The sequence below is a fragment of the Pseudomonas sp. MOIL14HWK12:I1 genome, from assembly GCF_000510705.1.
GTDB classification, from domain to species: domain Bacteria; phylum Pseudomonadota; class Gammaproteobacteria; order Pseudomonadales; family Pseudomonadaceae; genus Chryseomonas; species Chryseomonas oryzihabitans.
Window position 1 is genome coordinate 73,190 of record NZ_KI783308.1, and the last position, 18,322, is coordinate 91,511.

The window sequence follows — 18,322 nt, forward strand, 5'->3', positions numbered from 1 at the left end:
CACCTCGGGCACCCGTCAACGTCACGCCTGGCGCCGTGCGGACGAAAGGCATGACGCGGGGACGGGGCGGTCGCGGTGGCGACGAACGCGGGGACGAGCGGTCGTTTCGGCGGCGCTGGGCAGGGTGCGGCGGCTAGAAAAAAGGCCCGCGGGTGCGGGCCTTTTTTCTTATTCCTCGTTGCGCGAGCGGTAGGGCTGCGGCCGCGAGAGTTGCGGTCGGCCTTCCTGCTCTTCGAAGAAGTAGCGCAGATAGAGGTTGCCGTTGACGTCGCGCTCGTCCTGGGCGTTGTCCAGGCCCAGGCGACCGCCCAGGGCGAATTGCCCGCTGAGGCGGTATTCGCCATTGGCGGAAAGGCTGTAGGCCACGCCGGTCTTGCTCTTGCTGCCGTACTGGCCTTGGCCCGCGGCTTCCGCGGCGGCCTGCAGGGCGGCGTCGTCTGGATAGCGATCCGCGGCGTCCTGGCGAATGGTCTGCACGCCCAGCATGCCCTGCACCTGGTAGGCCCAGAGATCGCCGCGCTGCGCCCACACCAGGGGCACGCCGATGGCGAAGTAGCGCTGCGGGCTGAAGTAGCCGCCATGGCCGTAGGTCAGGTGGTTCTGGTTGTTGTCGTAGCCGATCGCGGTGGCCGAGAGGCCCACGGTGAACAGGCTGTCCGGGCCATTGCGCAGGTAGTAGTAGACGCCGGTGCCGATCTCGAAGCGGTCGTTGTCCTTGACGTCGTGGCCGGTCAGGCGATGGGCCGCGCCATAGATGTAGGAGCCGTAGCGACCGTCGTCGTATCTCAGCCGCGCCAGGCCGCCGTTGGCGGTGACGCCGCCCCACTCCTGGCCGGTGCGCGGATCGCGGATGCCTCCATAGGACGCCAGGGAATCGGTCACCGAACGGCGCGATACGCTCAGGGCATAGAGCAGGTTCTCGCTGAGGCTGCTCAGCGGGCGCTCCAGGGTCGCGCCGCCAACCACGGTGCTGTATCTCAGGCCCACCGGCGAGACGCCGATGTCGCCCTTGAGCCCGCGGCCCGCGTCTTCCACGGCGATGGACGCCGCCACGCCGTTTTCCTTCTGGCTGCCGTCGCTGCTGCTGTCGTTGATGCGCGTCGGGGTGACGCGCACGGCCAGGCGTTGGTCGCCGGCGGGGAAGGAGATCTCCAGCGGCGCGCTGACGGTGGTCTGGCGCGAACTGCCACTGGGATCGTAGCTGCGTACGCTGAGGCCCTGGGTGATGCGGATGCTGCGCTCGCGCTGCAGCTGGCCAAGGATCTGCTCGGTGGCCAGGGTGCTCGACAGGCTGCTGGTGGGCACCACGGACAGGTCGCTGAAGGGATTGTTGGCAGCCTTCTGCGCCTGCAGCGGATCGCTCCAGGCGTAGTCGGCGCTGCCGGCGTTGCCACCCGCGGCGGCCGGAACGGCGGCCAGGGCGTCATCGCTGCGGGTCTGGCCGGGCAGGGCGGCGAAGGGGTTGTCGCTGGCACCGGCGGCGCGGGCCGCGGATTCGCGATCCTTGCGCTCCACCTGGACCACCTGCTCCAGCAGGCCGGTGGCGGTACCGGCCATGCCGATGTCGCGGTAGAGCAGGGCGGCGCGGCGCAGCACCAGGGGATCGCTCTGGCCCAGCTTGACCGCCTGGTCCAGATACTGGCGGGCGGTGACGCTGTCCTGGGACTTGGCGGCGATCTCGGCGGCGCCCAGATAGAGTTCGGCGTCCTTCGGCTGGTCGCTGAGCACGTCGCGATAGAGCTGGCGCGCCTTCTGGGTGTCGCCGCTGGCCAGGTACATGCGCGCCAGGGCGGCCTGGGCGGCCTTGTCGTCAGGACGGGCCTTGAGCGCCGGGGCCAGGGTGTCGTAGGCGGCGGCCAGCTTGCCCTGGTCGGTGAGGCGATCGGCCTGACGGATGCGATAGCGGGCGAGGAGGTCGTCGTACTGCTGCTTCTCGCCGCTGTCGAGCACCACGCCCTGCAGGTCGCGCAGGACGTTGCCCACGGTCTGGTCCTGGTTCAGCTGCAGCTGGATGCTGGCGTAGTGCAGCTGCATGGCGGGCGCCGGGCGGGTATCGCCGGTGATCATCGGCTTGAGCAGGGCCAGGCCGTGCTCGGGATCGCCGGCGGTGGCGAAGGCCTCGGCCAGGTCGCCGATCAGATCCGGATTGCGACCGGCGCGGGCTTCCAGGCGCTGCATCAGGCTGCGCGCTTCCTCGCGGCGCCCCTGCTTGGCCAGGGCCACGGTCTCGGCCAGTTGTTCGTTGAAGGTGATGCGCGCGGCCAGGGCGTTCATGTCCGGCGAACGCTGGGCCTGGGGAATGCGCATCAGGGTCTGCATGGCGCGCGGGTATTCGCCCAGCTCGTTGGACAGCAGGGCGCTGGCATAGAGCACCTCGGGGCGCTGGGCGCCATCCTTGACCAGGCTGTCCACCAGGTCGCGGGCGGCGCGCGGCCGGCCCTGGCGGACCTCCAGGCGAGCCTGGGCCAGGCGCAGCCAGGGATCCTCCGGGGACTCCTGGCGCGCCTGTTCCAGCAAGCGCGAGGCACCCTGCAGATCGCCCCGCGCCTCGGCGGCTTCGGCTTCCTGCATGGCCTGGCCGGCGCGCAGGCGATCCAGGCCCTTGACCTGATTCTTGGCGCTCGGCTGCAGATTCTTGGTGAGTTGCAGGGCTTCCTCGGTGCGGCCCAGCTCGTTGAGCGCGGCGATGCGTCCGTAGTAGGCGTCGACGTTGGCCGGCTCGCGCATCAGCACCTGGCGGTAGGTGGCCTCGGCCAGTTCCCATTGGCGCTTCTGGCTCTGGATGCCGGCGAGGAACAGCTGCGCCTCGACCGCTTCGGGCTTCAGGCGGATGGCTTCCACGCTGAGATCCCGCGCCTGGTCCAGCTCGCGCTTGTTCTCGGCGGCATGGGCGCGTTCCAGCAGGTGGTGGTAGCGCGCCTCGTCCAGCGCCGGCTGCCAGGTCTTGCCGCCTTTCTGCACGGCCTGGGTCAGCAACTGCTCGGCATCGGTCCAGCGCTGCTGCGCCAGGCGGGCACTGCCCAGCTTGCCCAGGGCGTCCGGATCCTGGGGCGTCTTCTTCAGCTGGGCTTCCAGGGCCTGGACGGCGGCCGCGCTCGGCGCGGTGTCGGCAGCGGCGGCCCAGGTCGCGTCGGCATGAATCAGCAGGGCGAGCAGACCAAGGGACAAGGTGAGGTGCTTGGGCATGGTTCTTTCCGTGAAGACTGGTAGGCGTCGCTGCAGCACCTGGCGCAGAGCTGGGGACGATTTCGGCTATAAGGGAATAGCTGAACGCAAGCTGAACGGCAAATACAGCCGCGGATGATTCCCGACAGGCCGTGGCGAGTCAACCAAATCGAGCAGGCGAATGCCATCGCCAGGCCCCTCGGCGCTGGCCGCGCAGGGCCCGGCGACGCTATACTCTGCGGCTTTCCCACCGTCTTTCGCAGGCCGCCGACCATGACCGAGTCCGTCTCCGCCTACATGACCCGTCTTGGCCAGGCTGCCCGTGCCGCGTCGCGGGTCCTCGCGCGTACGTCCACTGGCCAGAAGAACCTGGCGCTGACCGCCATTGCCGACGCCCTGGGCGCCGATCGTGAAGGGTTGATCGCGGCCAACGCCGAGGATGTCGCGGCCGCCACGGCTGCGGGGCTCGAATCGGCGTTGCTGGATCGACTGACGCTGACGCCGGCGCGTATCGACGCGATGATCAACGGCCTCAAGCAGGTCGCCGCCTTGCCCGATCCGGTGGGTGCCGTTCGAGACCTGAGTGCCCGGCCGTCCGGGATCCAGATCGGCAAGATGCGCGTGCCGCTCGGGGTCATCGGCATCATCTATGAATCCCGGCCCAACGTGACGATCGACGCGGCCAGTCTCTGCCTGAAGTCAGGCAATGCCACCATTCTGCGCGGTGGTTCAGAAGCCATTCGCTCCAATCGCGCCATCGCCGCCTGCATTCAGCAAGGCCTGGCCAAGGTCGGCTTGCCCGCCGCTGCGGTCCAGGTGGTGGAAACCACCGACCGGGCTGCCGTCGGCGCCCTGATCACCATGCCCGAGTTCGTCGACGTCATCGTGCCGCGCGGTGGCAAGAATCTGATCGAACGCATCAGCAGCGATGCCCGCGTCCCGGTGATCAAGCACCTCGACGGTATCTGCCATGTCTATGTCGACGCGGCTGCGGATCTCGCCAAGGCCGAGTCCATCGCCTTGAACGCCAAGTGCTACCGCTATGGCATCTGCGGTGCCATGGAAACGCTGCTGGTCGATGCCCAGGTGGCCGAGGCCTTCCTGCCGGCCATGGCGCGCCGCTTCGAGGAGCAGGGCGTGGAACTGAGGGGCTGCGAGCGTACGCGCGATCTGATCCAGGCCGTGCCCGCCACCGAGGCCGACTGGTCTACCGAGTATCTCGCGCCCATTCTGTCGATTCGCATCGTCGAGGGTCTGGACCAGGCCATCGAGCACATCAACCACTACGGTTCCCATCACACCGATGCGATCGTGACGGAGAGCCTCGGTCGCTCGCGCCGCTTCCTGGCCGAAGTGGATTCCAGTTCGGTCATGGTCAACGCCCCGACCTGCTTCGCCGACGGCTTCGAATACGGCCTGGGCGCCGAAATCGGCATCTCCACCGACAAGCTGCACGCCCGCGGGCCGGTGGGCCTGGAAGGACTGACCAGCGAGAAATACGTGGTCTTCGGCGACGGTCACGTCCGCAGCTGATGAGCAGCCTGCCCACCCGCATCGGCTTGTTCGGCGGTACCTTCGATCCCGTGCACATCGGTCACCTGCGCGCGGCGCTGGAGGTGGCCGAGGCCCTGGCGCTGGACGAATTGCGGCTGATCCCCAGTGCCCGGCCGCCCCATCGCGAGGCGCCCAGCGTCTCCGCCGAGGATCGCCTGGCGATGGTGCGCCTGGCGGTGGCCGACGTCGCGACCCTGGTGGTCGATGACCGGGAACTGCGCCGGACGCGCCACTCCTATACCATAGAGACCCTGGAAAGCCTGCGCGCCGAACTCGGCGATGAGGTGCAGCTGTTGCTCATGCTGGGCTGGGACGCCTTCTGCGGCCTGCCGAGTTGGCACCGCTGGCGCGAGTTGCTGGAGCTGTGCCACATCCTGGTCCTGCAACGACCCGACGCCGACAGCGAGCCCTGCCAGGAATTGCGCGATTTCCTGGCGGCGCGCAGTCAGCCCGATCCCCAGGCCCTCAAGGGGCCGGGCGGGCAGATCACCTTTATCTGGCAGAACCCGCTCGCGGTGTCCGCCACCCAGATCCGCGGCCTCTTGGCCACCGGGAAGTCCATCCGCTTCCTGGTGCCCGATGCCGTGCTTGACTACATCCGGACGCACGGCCTCTATCCGGCGTCCTCCGAACCGAGGTAAGAGCTACACCATGCAAAGCGAACAACTCGTCCAGGTGGCCATCGCCGCCCTGGAAGACATGAAGGCCCAGGACATCATCTCCCTGGACGTGCGGGAAAAGACCAGCGTGACCGACATCATGGTCATCGCCAGCGGCACCTCCAGCCGCCACGTCAAGTCGCTGGCCGACAACGTGCTGGAAAAGGTCAAGCAGCAGGGCGTGCGCCCGCTGGGCAGCGAAGGCCTGGAAGGCGGCGAATGGGCGCTGCTCGACCTGGGCGACGTGGTCGTCCACGTGATGCTGCCGACCACCCGCGAGTTCTATGACCTCGAGCGCCTCTGGCGCGGTGCCGAGCAGAGCCGCGCCGCCCACGGCGAATAAGCCCGGTGCGCCTGCGTCTCATCGCCGTCGGCTCGCGCATGCCGCGCTGGGTCGAAGAGGGCTGGCACGAGTACGTCAAGCGTCTGCCGCCGGAACTGCCGCTGGAACTCGTCGAGATCCCGCTGCAGACCCGTGGCAAGAACGCCGACGTCGCCCGGCTGATCCGCCAGGAGGGTGAGGCCATGCTGGCCAAGGTGCAGCCGGGCGAGCGTGTGGTGACCCTGGAGGTCACCGGCAAGCCCTGGAGCACCGAGCAACTGGCTGAAACACTCCAGCAGTGGCGCCTGGAAGCCCGGACCGTCAACCTCATGGTCGGCGGTCCCGAGGGTCTCGCTCCCGAGGTGCAGGCGCGCAGCGAACAGCGCTGGTCGCTCTCGCCGCTGACCCTGCCGCATCCGCTGGTGCGCATCCTCGTCGGTGAGCAGCTCTATCGCGCCTGGACCGTACTGGCCGGCCATCCGTATCACAAGTAGTTCGTACCTGCGATGTCGCAACCCATACGCCTCAAGGACCACGAGAAAGACGCCCAGCTCGTCCGCGCCCGCGTGACCGTCGGGGCGGTGCTCTTTCTCGTGCTCGCCTGCGTACTGGTGGCGCGCATGTACTACCTGCAGGTCATCCAACACGACTACCACTCGACCCTGTCGGAAAACAACCGGGTCCATGTCCAGCCGATCCCGCCCACCCGCGGCCTGATCTACGACCGCAACGGCATCATCGTCGCCGACAACCGCCCCAGCTTCAGCCTGACCATCACCCGGGAGCGGGCCGACAACTGGCGGCAGACCCTCGATACCCTGGTGCAGGTCCTGGGCCTGACCGAGGAAGACCGCGAGCTGTTCGAAAAGCGCATGAAGCAGGGGCGGCGGCCGTTCGAGCCGGTGCCGGTGCTGTTCGAGCTGACCGAAGAGCAGATCGCCAAGATCGCCGTCAACCAGTTCCGCCTGCCCGGGGTCGAGGTGACGGCGCAGCTGGTGCGGCACTATCCCATGGGCGAGCACTTCGCCCATTCGGTGGGCTATGTCGGGCGGATCAACGAACAGGAGCTCAAGCGCCTGGATCCGGTCAACTACAGCGGCACCCACCACATCGGCAAGACCGGCGTGGAGCGCTTCTACGAGCCCGAACTGCACGGCGAGGTGGGCTACGAAGAGGTGGAGACCAACGCCCGTGGCCGGGTCCTGCGGGTGCTCAATCGCACCGACCCCAAGCCGGGCAAGGACATCGTCCTGACCATCGACTCGCGGCTGCAGGCCGCCGCCGAAGCCGCCCTGGGCGGACGTCGCGGGGCCATCGTCGCCATCCAGCCCAAGACCGGCGAGGTGCTGGCCATGGTCAGCCAGCCGAGCTACGACCCGAATCCCTTCGTCACCGGGATCAGCTTCAAGGAATATTCCGAGCTGCGCGACTCCATCGATCGCCCGCTCTACAACCGGGTGCTGCGCGGCCTCTATCCGCCCGGTTCGACCATCAAGCCGGCGGTGGCCATCGCCGGTCTCGACACCGGCGCCACCACGCCCCAGGCCAGGGTCTTCGACCCGGGCTACTACGAGTTGCCCAACTACGATCACAAGTACCGCAACTGGAACCACGGCGGCGACGGCTACGTGGACATGGATACGGCGCTGATGAGGTCCAACGACACCTACTTCTACGACCTCGCCCACAAGATCGGCATCGATCGCCTCTCCGAATACATGGGCAAGTTCGGCCTTGGCCAGAAGGTCGCCCTGGACATGTTCGAGGAAGCGCCGGGGCTGATGCCGTCGCGCCAGTGGAAGCGCGCCACCCGCCGCCAGGCCTGGTTCCCCGGCGAGACGCTGATCCTCGGGATCGGCCAGGGCTACATGCAGGTGACTCCGCTGCAACTGGCTCAGGTCACCTCGCTGATCGCCAGCCATGGCCAGTGGATCCGGCCGCACCTGGCCAAGACCCTCGACGGTCAGCCGCCGGCGGATCCCAACCCCATGCCCGACATCGACCTCAAGGACCCGAGCTACTGGGACAGAGCCATCCACGGCATGGAGATGGTGGTGCAGAATCCGCGCGGCACCGCCCACAAGCTCAACGTCGGTGCCCAGTACCGCATCGCCGGCAAGAGCGGTACCGCCCAGGTGGTCGCCATTCGCCAGAACGAGAAGTACAACTCGGCCGCGCTCAAGGAGCGCCACCGCGACCACGCCCTGTTCGTCGCCTTCGCCCCGGTGGACAATCCGCAGATCGCCGTGGCGGTGATGGTCGAGAACGGGGAGTCGGGTGGCGCCGTGGCCGGACCGGTCGCGCGTCAGGTGCTCGACGCCTGGCTGCTCGATGACCAGGGCCATCTCAAGGCCGAGTACGCCAAGCCGACTACCGCCGGGGCGACCGCCGCCGCGACCAAGGTGCAGCCATGAGTCTTGCTCCCAACTTCGATCGCACCATCCCCGAAGGGGACGTGATGAAGCGGCGCGCCACCCTGCTGCAGCGCCTGCACATCGACGGCCCCTTGCTGATCCTGCTGCTGATGCTCGGGGCGACCGGCCTGTTCGTCCTCTATTCCGCGGGCGGCCGCAATCTCGACCTGCTGTTCAAGCAGGCGAGTTCCTTCGGCCTCGGCCTGGTGGCCATGGCCGTCGTCGCCCAGCTCGAACCGCGCTTCATGGCGCGCTGGGTGCCCCTGGGCTACGTGATCGGCGTGGCCCTGCTGGTGGTGGTCGACGTCATGGGCCACAACGCCATGGGCGCCACCCGCTGGATCAACATTCCCGGGGTCATCCGCTTCCAGCCGTCGGAATTCATGAAGCTCTTGATGCCCATGATGATGGCCTGGTACCTGTCCAAGCGCAGCCTGCCGCCCAACTTCAAGCACAGCGTCATCAGCCTGTCGCTGGTGGTGGTGCCCTTCGTGCTGATCCTCGACCAGCCCGATCTCGGCACCGCCATGCTGGTACTGGCCTCGGGCGGCTTCGTGCTGTTCGTCGGCGGCCTGCAGTGGCGCTGGCTGATCGGCGCGGTGAGCGCCGCGGTGCCCCTGGCGGTGGCCATGTGGTTCTTTGTCCTGCACGACTACCAGAAGCGCCGGATCCTGACCTTCCTCGACCCGGAGATGGACCCCCTGGGCGCCGGCTGGAACATCATCCAGTCCAAGGCCGCCATCGGCTCGGGCGGGGTGTTCGGCAAGGGCTGGCTGCTGGGTACCCAGTCTCATCTGGATTTTTTGCCGGAAAGTCACACGGACTTTATCATTGCCGTCCTCGGCGAAGAGTTCGGCATGGTCGGCGTCTGCCTGCTGCTGGTGCTCTATCTGCTGCTCATCGGTCGCGGCCTGACCATCACGGTGCAGGCCCAGACGTTGTTCGGCAAGTTGCTCGCCGGCGGCGTGACCATGACCTTCTTCGTCTATGTCTTCGTCAACATCGGCATGGTCAGCGGCCTGCTCCCCGTGGTGGGCGTACCGCTGCCATTCATCAGCTATGGCGGCACCTCGGTGGTCACCTTGTTCACCGGGTTCGGAGTTTTGATGTCGATCCACACGCACCGCAAGTGGATTGCCCAGGTTTAACACGCAACAAAGAAGGGTTAGATGCCGACAATGGGATGGATGCGTCGCTGCCTGCTGAGCCTGGGGCTCGCGGGTGCGATGGGCGTGACGACCGGCGTCGTCGCGGGTGACTACGACGCGGCACCGCTGACGCGCGACTTCATCGCCGAGATGAGTCAGAGCTATGGCTTCGCCCCGGAACAGCTGCAGGCGCTGTTCGGCGAGGTCGAGCGCAAGCAGGCCATCCTCGACGCCATCTCGCGACCGGCCGAGCGGGTCAAGCCCTGGAGCGAATACCGCCCCATCTTCATCACCGATCGGCGCATCGCCCAGGGCGTCGACTTCTGGAAGGCCCACGAAGAGGCCCTGGCCCGCGCCGAGCGCGAATACGACGTGCCGGCCCAGTTCATCGTCGCCATCATCGGCGTGGAAACCTTCTACGGCCGCAACACCGGCAACTACCGGGTGCTGGATGCGCTCTCGACCCTGGCCTTCGACTATCCGCCGCGCGCGCCCTTCTTCCGTAGCCAGCTGCGCGAATTCCTGCTGCTCGCCCGCGAACAGCAGGTCGATCCGCTCAGCCTGACCGGTTCCTATGCCGGCGCCATGGGCCTGCCGCAATTCATGCCGGGCAGCTTCCGCGCCTATGCGGTGGACTTCGACGGCGACGGCCACATCAACATCTGGTCCGATCCCACCGACGCCATCGGCAGCGTGGCCAACTACTTCAAGCGCCACGGCTGGTCCGGACGCGGTCCCACCGCCATTCGCGCCCAGGTCAGCGGCGAGCGGGTGGAGGAGGGCGTGGTGGCCGGCATCGAGCCGGTCAAGAGCGTCGCCGAGTTGCGCGCCCTGGGCTGGAACGCCCAAGACCCTGCCCTGCGTGACGATTTGCGTGTAACCTCGTTCCGCCTCGACGGAGACAAGGGACCGGAGTACTGGATGGGCCTGCCCAATTTCTACGCCATTACCCGATACAACCGCAGCGTCATGTACGCCATGGCGGTGACCGATCTGGCCAATGCCATCGCCGAGCGCCATGCCGCCGAGGGTGCCAAGCCGTGATGCGCCTGACTGCCCTGGCGCGCCTGGCCGGTTGCCTGGGCCTCGGCCTGCTGCTGGTGAGCTGTTCCAGCCAGGCGCCCAAGCCGACCAGCAAGGGCGTGGCCGGACCGGGTGGCTACCTGCGTCCGCACCGTGACGGCGCGCCCTGGTGGGACGTGGACGTCAGCCGCATTCCCGACGCCGTGCCCATGCCCTACAACGGGCCGCTGAAGAACAATCCCTACACCGTGCTGGGCAAGACCTATTTCCCGCTGACCGATTCGCGCAACTACCGCGTGACCGGCACCGCGTCCTGGTACGGCACCAAGTTCCATGGTCAGGCCACCGCCAACGGCGAGACCTACGACCTCTATGGCATGACCGCGGCGCACAAGACCCTGCCGCTACCCAGCTACGTGCGGGTCACCAACCTGGACAACGGCCGCAGTGTGATCCTGCGCGTCAACGACCGCGGCCCCTTCTATTCCGACCGGGTCATCGACCTGTCCTTTGCCGCGGCCAAGAAGCTCGGCTACGCCGAGATCGGCACCGCCCGGGTCAGCGTCGAAGGCATAGATCCGCAGCAGTACTGGGCCCAGCGCGGCCAGGCGGTGCCCATGGTACTGGCCCAGCCGCGCCAGGCGCCGGTGGCCCAGAAGACCACCGAGACCCAGACCTTCGGCGCCATCGAGACCTATACGCCACCGGTCAACCAGCACGCCGAGCCGGTGACGCCCGCGGCCGTCGACGCAAAAAAAAACGTTTCTGTCCCAGCCGCTGGGCTCTATCTGCAGGTGGCGGCCTTCGCCAATCCGGACGCTGCGGAATTGCTCAAGGACAAGCTCAGCGACCTGACCGGTGCCCCGGTGTTCATCAGTTCGACGGTGCGCAACCAGCAGACCTTGCATCGGGTCCGCCTCGGACCGGTCCAGCCGGCTGAGGTTTCCCAGCTCCAGAACAGTGTACGCGTGGCCCGCCTGGGTCAGGCGTCTCTCGTGCAACCGGATTGAAGCAGGGATGCTTCATGACGCCCAGTCGCCGGCCCCAGCCGTCGTGATCCGCCTCGCGCGGATCGCCGTGGACCGTGCGGTCTGGGTCCGCTGCTCCTGCCATACCCCAACCTTTCAGAGATTCGGATGACAATCGCAAAACTCGCTCGACGCCTGCTCCTCCTAGTAACGATCGCCTGTGTCCCGGCCGTCTGGGCGGCCGAGACAATGGTTCCGGCGGCGCCCCAGCTGGCCGCCAAGGCCTGGATTCTCATGGATGCCAACAGCGGCGCCGTGCTCACCGAATCCAACTCCGACCAGCGCCTGCCGCCGGCCAGCCTGACCAAGCTGATGACCGCCTACATCGCCACCCTGGAAATCAACCGGGGTCGCATCAAGGAATCGGACATGGTCACCGTTAGCGAGCACGCCTGGCGTACCGGCGGTTCGCGGATGTTCATCAAGGTCGGCACCCAGGTGTCGGTCGGTGACCTGCTGCACGGCATCATCATCCAGTCCGGCAACGACGCCAGCGTCGCCCTGGCCGAGCACATCGCCGGCAGCGAAGACGCCTTCGCCGACATGATGAACACCACCGCGCAGAAGCTGGGCATGCAGAACACCCACTTCATGGACGCCACCGGCCTGCCGGATCCGAATCACTATTCCTCGGCCCACGACATGGCGATCCTGGCGCGCGCCATCATCAACGCCGATGCCCAGCACTACGCCATCTACTCCCAGAAGGAATTCTTCTGGAACAACATCAAGCAGCCCAACCGCAACCTCTTGCTGTGGCGCGACAAGACCGTCGACGGCCTGAAGACCGGCCACACCGACGAAGCCGGCTACTGCCTGGTGGCCTCGGCCGTGCGCGACGGCATGCGTCTGGTCGCCGTGGTCTTCGGCACCAACAGCGAACAGGCCCGCGCCGCCGAGACCCAGAAGCTGCTGACCTACGGTTTCCGCTTCTTCGAGACCCAGTCCTTCTACAAGAAGGGCACCGAGCTGGCCAAGGCGCCGGTATGGAAGGGTGACAGCCGCGAAGTCCAGGCCGGTCTGGCCAACGACCTGACCATGACCCTGCCGCGCGGTCAGGCCAAGAAGCTGCACGCCGAGATGGTGCTCAACCCGCAGCTGATCGCGCCCATCGCCCAGGGCCAGGTGATCGGCAAGGTCGAGGTGAAGCTGGATGACAAGGTGGTGCACACCGCCGACCTGGTCGCGCTGCAGCCGGTCGAGGAGGGTGGCCTCTTCCGTCGCCTGTGGGATAGCATTCGCCTGTTCTTCTACGGATTGTTCAACTGATCCGTCACCCTGGAAAGGCCCGCATCTGCGGGCCTTTCACCCCCTGCCGACAGAGCTCGGCCTGGAAGTCCGCATGACCGAAGACGTTAAACCCCCCAAGATCGAATTTCCCTGCCCGCGCTATCCGATCAAGGTGATCGGCGACGCCGGTGCCGATTTCGCCGAGCTGGTGCTCGACACCGTCCAGCGCCATGCCCCGGATCTGGATCGCGGCACCCTGGTGACCCGCGACAGTCGCAACGGCCGCTTCCTCTCCGTGCAGGTGCTCATCACCGCCACCGGCGTGGACCAGCTGCAGGCCATCCACCAGGACCTGCGCGCCACCGGCCGCGTGCACATGGTGATCTGATGACCACTCCCGCCCCGGCCAGCCTGGGCGTGCGCCGCTGGGGCCTGAGGCCCTACGAGGCGACCCTGGAGGCCATGCGCCGCTTCACCGATGAACGCGGCCCGGCCACTCCCGACGAACTCTGGCTGCTGCAGCACCCTGCGGTCTTCACCCAGGGCCAGGCCGGCAAGCCCGAGCACCTGCTCGCCGTGGGCGACATTCCGGTGGTGCAGGTCGATCGCGGCGGCCAGGTCACGTACCATGGTCCCGGTCAGCTCATCGCCTATGTGCTGCTGGATGTTCGCCGCAAGGGCCTGGGCGTGCGAGAATTGGTCAGCGCCATGGAAGACAGCCTGATCGCGCTGCTCGCCGACTGGGGCGTGCAGGCCGCGGCCCGAGCCGATGCGCCGGGTGTCTACGTGGACGGAGCCAAGATCGCCTCCCTCGGTCTGCGCATCCGCAATGGCCGGTCCTTCCACGGCCTGGCGCTCAATGTTGACATGGATCTGGCACCCTTCCGCCGGATCAACCCCTGCGGTTATGCCGGCCTGGCCATGACCCAGCTCCGCGATCTGGTGACCGGGCCACTAGCTTTCGACGAGGTCCGCGAGTCTCTGGTGCGTCACCTGAGTCTGCGCCTGGGCTACCCCGAACCGATCACCCTGGAATCGGATTGACATGACCACTACAGTACAAGACAGCGTCCAGACCCTTNCCCCGCCCGCCCGCCCCAACAAGGTGGAAGCCGGCGTCAAGTTGCGCGGCGCCGAAAAGGTCGCGCGCATCCCGGTAAAGATCATTCCCACCGAGGAGCTGCCGCGCAAGCCGGACTGGATCCGCGTGCGCATCCCGGTCACCCCCGAGGTCGAGCGCATCAAGCAGCTGCTGCGCAAGCACAAGCTGCACAGTGTCTGCGAAGAGGCGTCCTGCCCCAACCTGGGCGAGTGCTTCTCCGGTGGCACCGCCACCTTCATGATCATGGGTGACATCTGCACCCGTCGCTGCCCCTTCTGCGACGTCGGCCACGGTCGGCCGAAGCCGCTGGACGTGGACGAGCCGAAGAACCTGGCGGTGGCCATCGCCGACCTGGGTCTGAAGTACGTGGTGATCACCTCGGTGGACCGCGACGACCTGCGTGACGGCGGTGCCCAGCACTTCGTCGACTGCCTGCGCGAGATCCGCAAGCTGACCCCCGGCATCCAGCTGGAGACCCTGGTGCCGGACTATCGCGGTCGCATGGATGTCGCCCTGGCCATCACCGAGCAGGAGCCGCCGGATGTCTTCAACCACAACCTGGAGACCGTCCCGCGCCTGTACAAGGCCGCGCGCCCGGGTTCGGACTTCGAGTGGTCGCTGGACCTGCTGCAGAACTTCAAGAAGCGCGTGCCCCATGTGCCGACCAAGTCCGGTCTGATGCTGGGCCTGGGCGAGACCGACGAGGAAGTCATCGAGGTCATGCAGCGCATGCGCGAGCACGAGATCGACATGCTGACCCTCGGCCAGTACCTGCAGCCCTCGCGCAACCACCTGCCGGTGCAGCGCTTCGTCCACCCGGATACCTTCGCCTGGTACGCCGAGGAAGGCGCCAAGATGGGCTTCAAGAACGTCGCCTCCGGTCCCCTGGTACGTTCGTCCTACCACGCCGACCAGCAGGCGCACGGCACCAAGATCAACTGATCCTGGCGTCGTCATGAAAAAGGGCAGCCCCGTGGCTGCCCTTTTTCATGTTGGAGGCGGAGTCTCTAGCCCCACTCCGATCCGCGTCTAGCCCCCTCTCCCTTCGGGAGAGGGTTGGGGTGAGGGGAGAGTCCCGTTACCCGCGCAGCACGCCATCCACCAGCGCCTTGGCTTCTTCCTGGATACGCCCCAGGTGGGCTTCGCCCTCGAAGCTTTCGGCGTAGATCTTGTAGACGTCCTCGGTTCCGGAGGGGCGAGCGGCGAACCAGCCGTTTTCGGTGACTACCTTGAGGCCACCGATGGCGGCGCCGTTGCCGGGGGCCTCGGTGAGAATGGCAGTGATCGGCTGGCCGGCCAGCTCCTTGGCGGTGACCTGGGCGGCGGAGAGCTTGCTCAGCCGGGCCTTCTGCTCGCGGTCGGCGGCGGCGTCGATGCGCTGGTAGACCGGAGCGCCGAAGCGCTCGGTCAGGGCCTGGTAGCGCTCGCCTGGATCCTTGCCGGTCACGGCGGTGATTTCCGCGGCCAGCAGGCCGAGGATGATGCCGTCCTTGTCGGTGGACCAGGCGCCACCGGCCTTGCGCAGGAAGGAAGCCCCGGCGGATTCCTCGCCACCAAAGCCCAGGCTGCCATCCAGCAGGCCGTCGACGAACCACTTGAAGCCTACCGGCACTTCCACCACCTGGCGGCCGATGCCCTGGGCCACGCGGTCGATCATCGAGGAGGACACCAGGGTCTTGCCGATGCCGGCCTGTTGGCTCCACTGCGGGCGGTGGGTGAAGAGGTATTCGATGGCCACCGCCAGGTAGTGGTTGGGATTGAGCAGGCCCACCGAGCGGGCGACGATGCCGTGGCGGTCATGGTCGGTATCGCAGGCGAAGGACACGTCGAACCTGTCCTTGTTCTCGATCAGGCCGGCCATGGCGTGGGGCGAGCTGCAGTCCATGCGGATCTTGCCGTCCCAGTCCAGGCGCATGAAGCGGAAGGTCTGGTCGACGCGGGTCGACAGCACCTCCAGCGGCAGGCCATAGCGCTCGGCGATGCGCGGCCAGTAGTGCACCCCGGCGCCGCCCAGGGGATCGACGCCAAAGGTCAGGCCGGAGCCGCGGATGGCGTCCAGGTCGATGACCTGGCCCAGGCCGCTCACGTAGCTGTCGAGGAAATCGAATTTGTGGGTGGTGGCGGCCTTGAGCGCCTGGCGGTAGTCCATCCGCTTGACGCCGTCGAGACCGGCCACCAACAGGGCATTGGCGCGGTCCTGGATACTCTTGGTGACGTTGGTGTCGGCCGGGCCGCCATTGGTGGGGTTGTACTTGAAGCCGCCATCGGCCGGCGGATTGTGCGACGGGGTGATGACGATGCCGTCGGCCAGGCCCGAGCTACGGCCGGCGTTGTATTCGAGGATGGCGTTGGACAGTGCCGGGGTAGGGGTATAGCCCGGTTCGCCGTGGGTCTCGGCGCAGCCGGCGTCGATACGGACCTCCACGCCGTTGGCGGCGAGCACTTCCAAGGCGGAGATGAAGGCCGGTTCGGACAGCGCGTGGGTGTCCATGCCCATGAACAGCGGGCCATCGACGCCCTGGGCCTTGCGGTATTCGCAGATGGCCTGGGTGATGGCGAGAATGTGCCACTCGTTGAAGCTGCCCTTGAGCGAGGAACCGCGGTGCCCGGAGGTGCCGAAGGCGACCTGCTGACCCGGATCGCTGGGGTCGGGGCGATCGCTGTAGTAGCGTGCCACCAGGCGCGGCAGGTGGGTCAGGGTGTTCTCGTCGGGAAGGCGTCCTGCATTGGGAGCGAGCGTCATGAAAGCGTCCTGTATACGTCAGAAAGAGGCAGCGGTCAGGCACAAGGCCGGTTCTGAATGGGCAGCGCGGCGCGGCGACCATTAGATTACGCCCATAGACCGTGCTGCCCGTCGAAGGTGCAGCCTACACCGGCTGAACCTGACAGCGCTGTGACGGGTTCAGCCAAGATAGCCCAGGCGCAGCAGATAATGCAGGACGGCGTAGGCGCCCAACAGCAGCAATCCTCCAAAGAACAGGCGGCGGAACAGGCGTTCATCGAGACGCTGGCGCAGGCGCTGGCCCAGCGCCATGCCCAGGAGGGCCGGTAGCAGCAGCAGACTGGAAGCCCCCAGGCGCTCGACCGCCAGGGCGTCCTGCCACCAGAGGCCCATCAGCAGGGCCAGGGTGGCGACGGTGAAGGTCAGGCCCAGGGCCTCGATCAGCTGTTCCCTGTCCAGCGCCAGACTCTGCAGATAGGGCACCGCCGGCAGCACGAAGACCCCGGTCATGCCGGTGATCAGACCCGTGACGAAACCCACCAGCGGAGCGACCTTGCCCTCATGACGACCAGGCGCGGGCAGGCGCCAGCTCGTCCAGCCGACCAGGCCATAGGCGACCAGCACCGCGCCCAGCGCAGCGGCGAGTCCGGCGCCATCGCCTCCGGTCAGCAACGGGATACTGAGCAGGGTGCCGGGCACCAGGGCCAGTTGCAGCGGCAACAGGCGCTTGAACGTCGGCCAGGGCGAGGGGCCGGCGCAGAATTGCCAGACGTTGGTGAGCAGCGAGGGAATCAGCAGCAGGGCGGCGGCTTCGGCCGGCGTCATCAGCAGCGCCAGCAGGCTCATGGCCACGGTGGGCAGGCCCAGGCCCAGCACGCCCTTGGTCAGCCCCGCGAGCACGAAGATCAGGATACAGAGCAGCAGGGTCATGGTCGTCTCCGCGGGTGGAGGGGTTACCATGGCGTCCAGGACCGCAGGTGAGAAGCCGGGATTGGCGAAGGCTGCCTACGGTCGGCACAGAGGCTCTGCGGCGATGCGCTATGACCTGCTCGACCTGCGTCTGTTTCTCCATGTCGTGGCGGCGCGCAGCATCACCCTGGGCGCCGAACGGAGCCACCTGGCGCTGCCTTCCGCCAGTGCCCGCATCAAGGCCCTGGAAGACAGCCTGGGTACGCCGCTGCTGATCCGCCATGCGCGTGGGGTACGCCCCACCCCGGCCGGTCTGACCCTGGAGCGCCATGCCCGGGCGATCCTGCAGCGACTGGAGGACATGGACCAGGACCTCGCTGGCGCCGAGGCGGACAGCCGCACGCGGGTACGGCTGCTGGCCAATGGCGCCGCGGTGATGGAGCACCTTGATGCGCCCCTGGCCGATTTCCTCCAGGCGCAGCCCCGGGTGGACGTGGACGTCGAGGAGCTGCCCAGCCCGCGTATCGTGCTGGCGCTGCGTGAGGGGCGTGCCGACCTGGGGATCTTCGTCGCGGCGCCGGGGCTGGAAGGGCTACAGGTCCGGCCATTCCGGACGGATCCCCTGGTGCTGGTCACGGCGCCGGGTCGCCTGAGGCTCGAGGACGGCGAGGCGGTCGACTTCGCCCATCTGCTCGAGCAGCCCTTTGTCGGCCTGTCCCGCGGCAATGCTTTGCAACTGCATGTGGAAGCCCAGGCCGCGCAATGGGGGCGGGAGCTGGCGATCCGTATCCGGGTGCCGAGTGCGATCCAGGCCTGTGCCCTGGTCGCCGGTGGCCTGGGTGTGGCCATCCTGCCGGCCGCGAGTCTGCTCCGCGCAGGACCGGGCCTGGCGCTGGCCCGTCATCCGCTGAAGGACGCCTGGGCGCGTCGTGACCTGGTGGTGGGTTGCCGAGACTTCGCGGAGCTGGCGCCGGCGGCGACAGCTCTGCTGGAGGCGCTGGTGGGGGAGGTGGCGCGCCAGGGCTGACGGCGGACGCCCCTTTCCA

16 protein-coding genes are annotated in these 18,322 nt (G+C 67.4%); 13 read left to right on the forward strand and 3 right to left on the reverse strand.

Features of this window, described 5'->3' with window-relative positions:
* Nucleotides 1-168: 168 nt before the first annotated feature.
* Nucleotides 169-3,186 (reverse strand): cellulose biosynthesis protein BcsC, encoded by a 3,018-nt coding sequence (locus PSEK12I1_RS25110; RefSeq protein WP_027602473.1) that lies wholly within the window; start codon nucleotides 3,184-3,186, stop codon nucleotides 169-171.
* Between the two features lie 252 nt (nucleotides 3,187-3,438).
* On the opposite strand from PSEK12I1_RS25110, the gene PSEK12I1_RS0118015 reads away from it, so the two are divergent.
* The 12 genes from PSEK12I1_RS0118015 (at nucleotide 3,439) to lipA (ending at nucleotide 14,587) form a co-directional block, all read left to right on the forward strand.
* On the forward strand, nucleotides 3,439-4,698 hold the full coding sequence (locus PSEK12I1_RS0118015) for a glutamate-5-semialdehyde dehydrogenase (RefSeq protein ID WP_027602474.1): 1,260 nt from the start codon (nucleotides 3,439-3,441) through the stop codon (nucleotides 4,696-4,698).
* Entirely contained in the window at nucleotides 4,698-5,360 is a 663-nt protein-coding gene (gene nadD / locus PSEK12I1_RS0118020) for a nicotinate-nucleotide adenylyltransferase (RefSeq protein WP_027597202.1), read from the forward strand. The genes PSEK12I1_RS0118015 and nadD overlap by 1 nt, the downstream gene beginning before the upstream one ends.
* Before the next feature lie 10 nt (nucleotides 5,361-5,370).
* A complete protein-coding gene (gene rsfS, locus PSEK12I1_RS0118025) occupies nucleotides 5,371-5,721 on the forward strand; it encodes a ribosome silencing factor (protein WP_007159669.1) in 351 nt (116 codons plus the stop codon).
* 5 nt (nucleotides 5,722-5,726) lie between these two features.
* Nucleotides 5,727-6,194, forward strand: coding sequence for a 23S rRNA (pseudouridine(1915)-N(3))-methyltransferase RlmH (gene rlmH, locus PSEK12I1_RS0118030; RefSeq protein WP_007159668.1), 468 nt, complete (start codon nucleotides 5,727-5,729; stop codon nucleotides 6,192-6,194).
* Nucleotides 6,195-6,206: 12 nt separating this feature from the next.
* Entirely contained in the window at nucleotides 6,207-8,114 is a 1,908-nt protein-coding gene (mrdA, locus tag PSEK12I1_RS0118035; RefSeq protein WP_027602475.1) for a penicillin-binding protein 2, read from the forward strand.
* Between the two features lie 44 nt (nucleotides 8,115-8,158).
* Entirely contained in the window at nucleotides 8,159-9,262 is a 1,104-nt protein-coding gene (gene rodA / locus PSEK12I1_RS0118040; protein WP_085982634.1) for a rod shape-determining protein RodA, read from the forward strand.
* A gap of 39 nt (nucleotides 9,263-9,301) precedes the next feature.
* Nucleotides 9,302-10,306 carry a lytic murein transglycosylase B gene (gene mltB / locus PSEK12I1_RS0118045; RefSeq protein WP_371099744.1) on the forward strand — a complete coding sequence of 335 codons (1,005 nt, stop codon included), beginning with the start codon at nucleotides 9,302-9,304 and terminating at the stop codon, nucleotides 10,304-10,306.
* Entirely contained in the window at nucleotides 10,306-11,295 is a 990-nt protein-coding gene (locus PSEK12I1_RS0118050) for a septal ring lytic transglycosylase RlpA family protein (protein ID WP_037007194.1), read from the forward strand. Before mltB ends, PSEK12I1_RS0118050 begins: the two co-directional genes overlap by 1 nt.
* A 126-nt stretch (nucleotides 11,296-11,421) precedes the next feature.
* Entirely contained in the window at nucleotides 11,422-12,582 is a 1,161-nt protein-coding gene (locus PSEK12I1_RS0118055; RefSeq protein WP_007159663.1) for a D-alanyl-D-alanine carboxypeptidase family protein, read from the forward strand.
* A 73-nt stretch (nucleotides 12,583-12,655) separates the two neighbouring features.
* On the forward strand, nucleotides 12,656-12,931 hold the full coding sequence (locus PSEK12I1_RS0118060; RefSeq protein WP_007159662.1) for a DUF493 domain-containing protein: 276 nt from the start codon (nucleotides 12,656-12,658) through the stop codon (nucleotides 12,929-12,931).
* Nucleotides 12,931-13,587, forward strand: coding sequence for a lipoyl(octanoyl) transferase LipB (lipB, locus tag PSEK12I1_RS0118065; RefSeq protein WP_007159661.1), 657 nt, complete (start codon nucleotides 12,931-12,933; stop codon nucleotides 13,585-13,587). Before PSEK12I1_RS0118060 ends, lipB begins: the two co-directional genes overlap by 1 nt.
* Nucleotide 13,588: 1 nt before the next feature.
* A complete protein-coding gene (lipA, locus tag PSEK12I1_RS0118070; protein ID WP_027602477.1) occupies nucleotides 13,589-14,587 on the forward strand; it encodes a lipoyl synthase in 999 nt (332 codons plus the stop codon).
* 136 nt (nucleotides 14,588-14,723) lie between these two features.
* Here lipA and pgm read toward each other — a convergent pair whose 3' ends face one another.
* Together pgm and PSEK12I1_RS0118080 are read right to left on the reverse strand one after the other, a co-directional pair.
* Complete coding sequence (gene pgm, locus PSEK12I1_RS0118075) at nucleotides 14,724-16,388, reverse strand: phosphoglucomutase (alpha-D-glucose-1,6-bisphosphate-dependent) (RefSeq protein WP_027602478.1); 1,665 nt, start codon at nucleotides 16,386-16,388, stop codon at nucleotides 14,724-14,726.
* A gap of 159 nt (nucleotides 16,389-16,547) precedes the next feature.
* Nucleotides 16,548-17,297: a sulfite exporter TauE/SafE family protein gene (locus PSEK12I1_RS0118080; protein ID WP_027602479.1), complete on the reverse strand. Its 750-nt coding sequence runs from the start codon at nucleotides 17,295-17,297 to the stop codon at nucleotides 16,548-16,550.
* 103 nt (nucleotides 17,298-17,400) lie between these two features.
* Between PSEK12I1_RS0118080 and PSEK12I1_RS0118085 the strand changes: the two genes are divergently transcribed.
* Nucleotides 17,401-18,303 (forward strand): LysR family transcriptional regulator, encoded by a 903-nt coding sequence (locus PSEK12I1_RS0118085; protein WP_027602480.1) that lies wholly within the window; start codon nucleotides 17,401-17,403, stop codon nucleotides 18,301-18,303.
* Nucleotides 18,304-18,322: the final 19 nt, after the last annotated feature.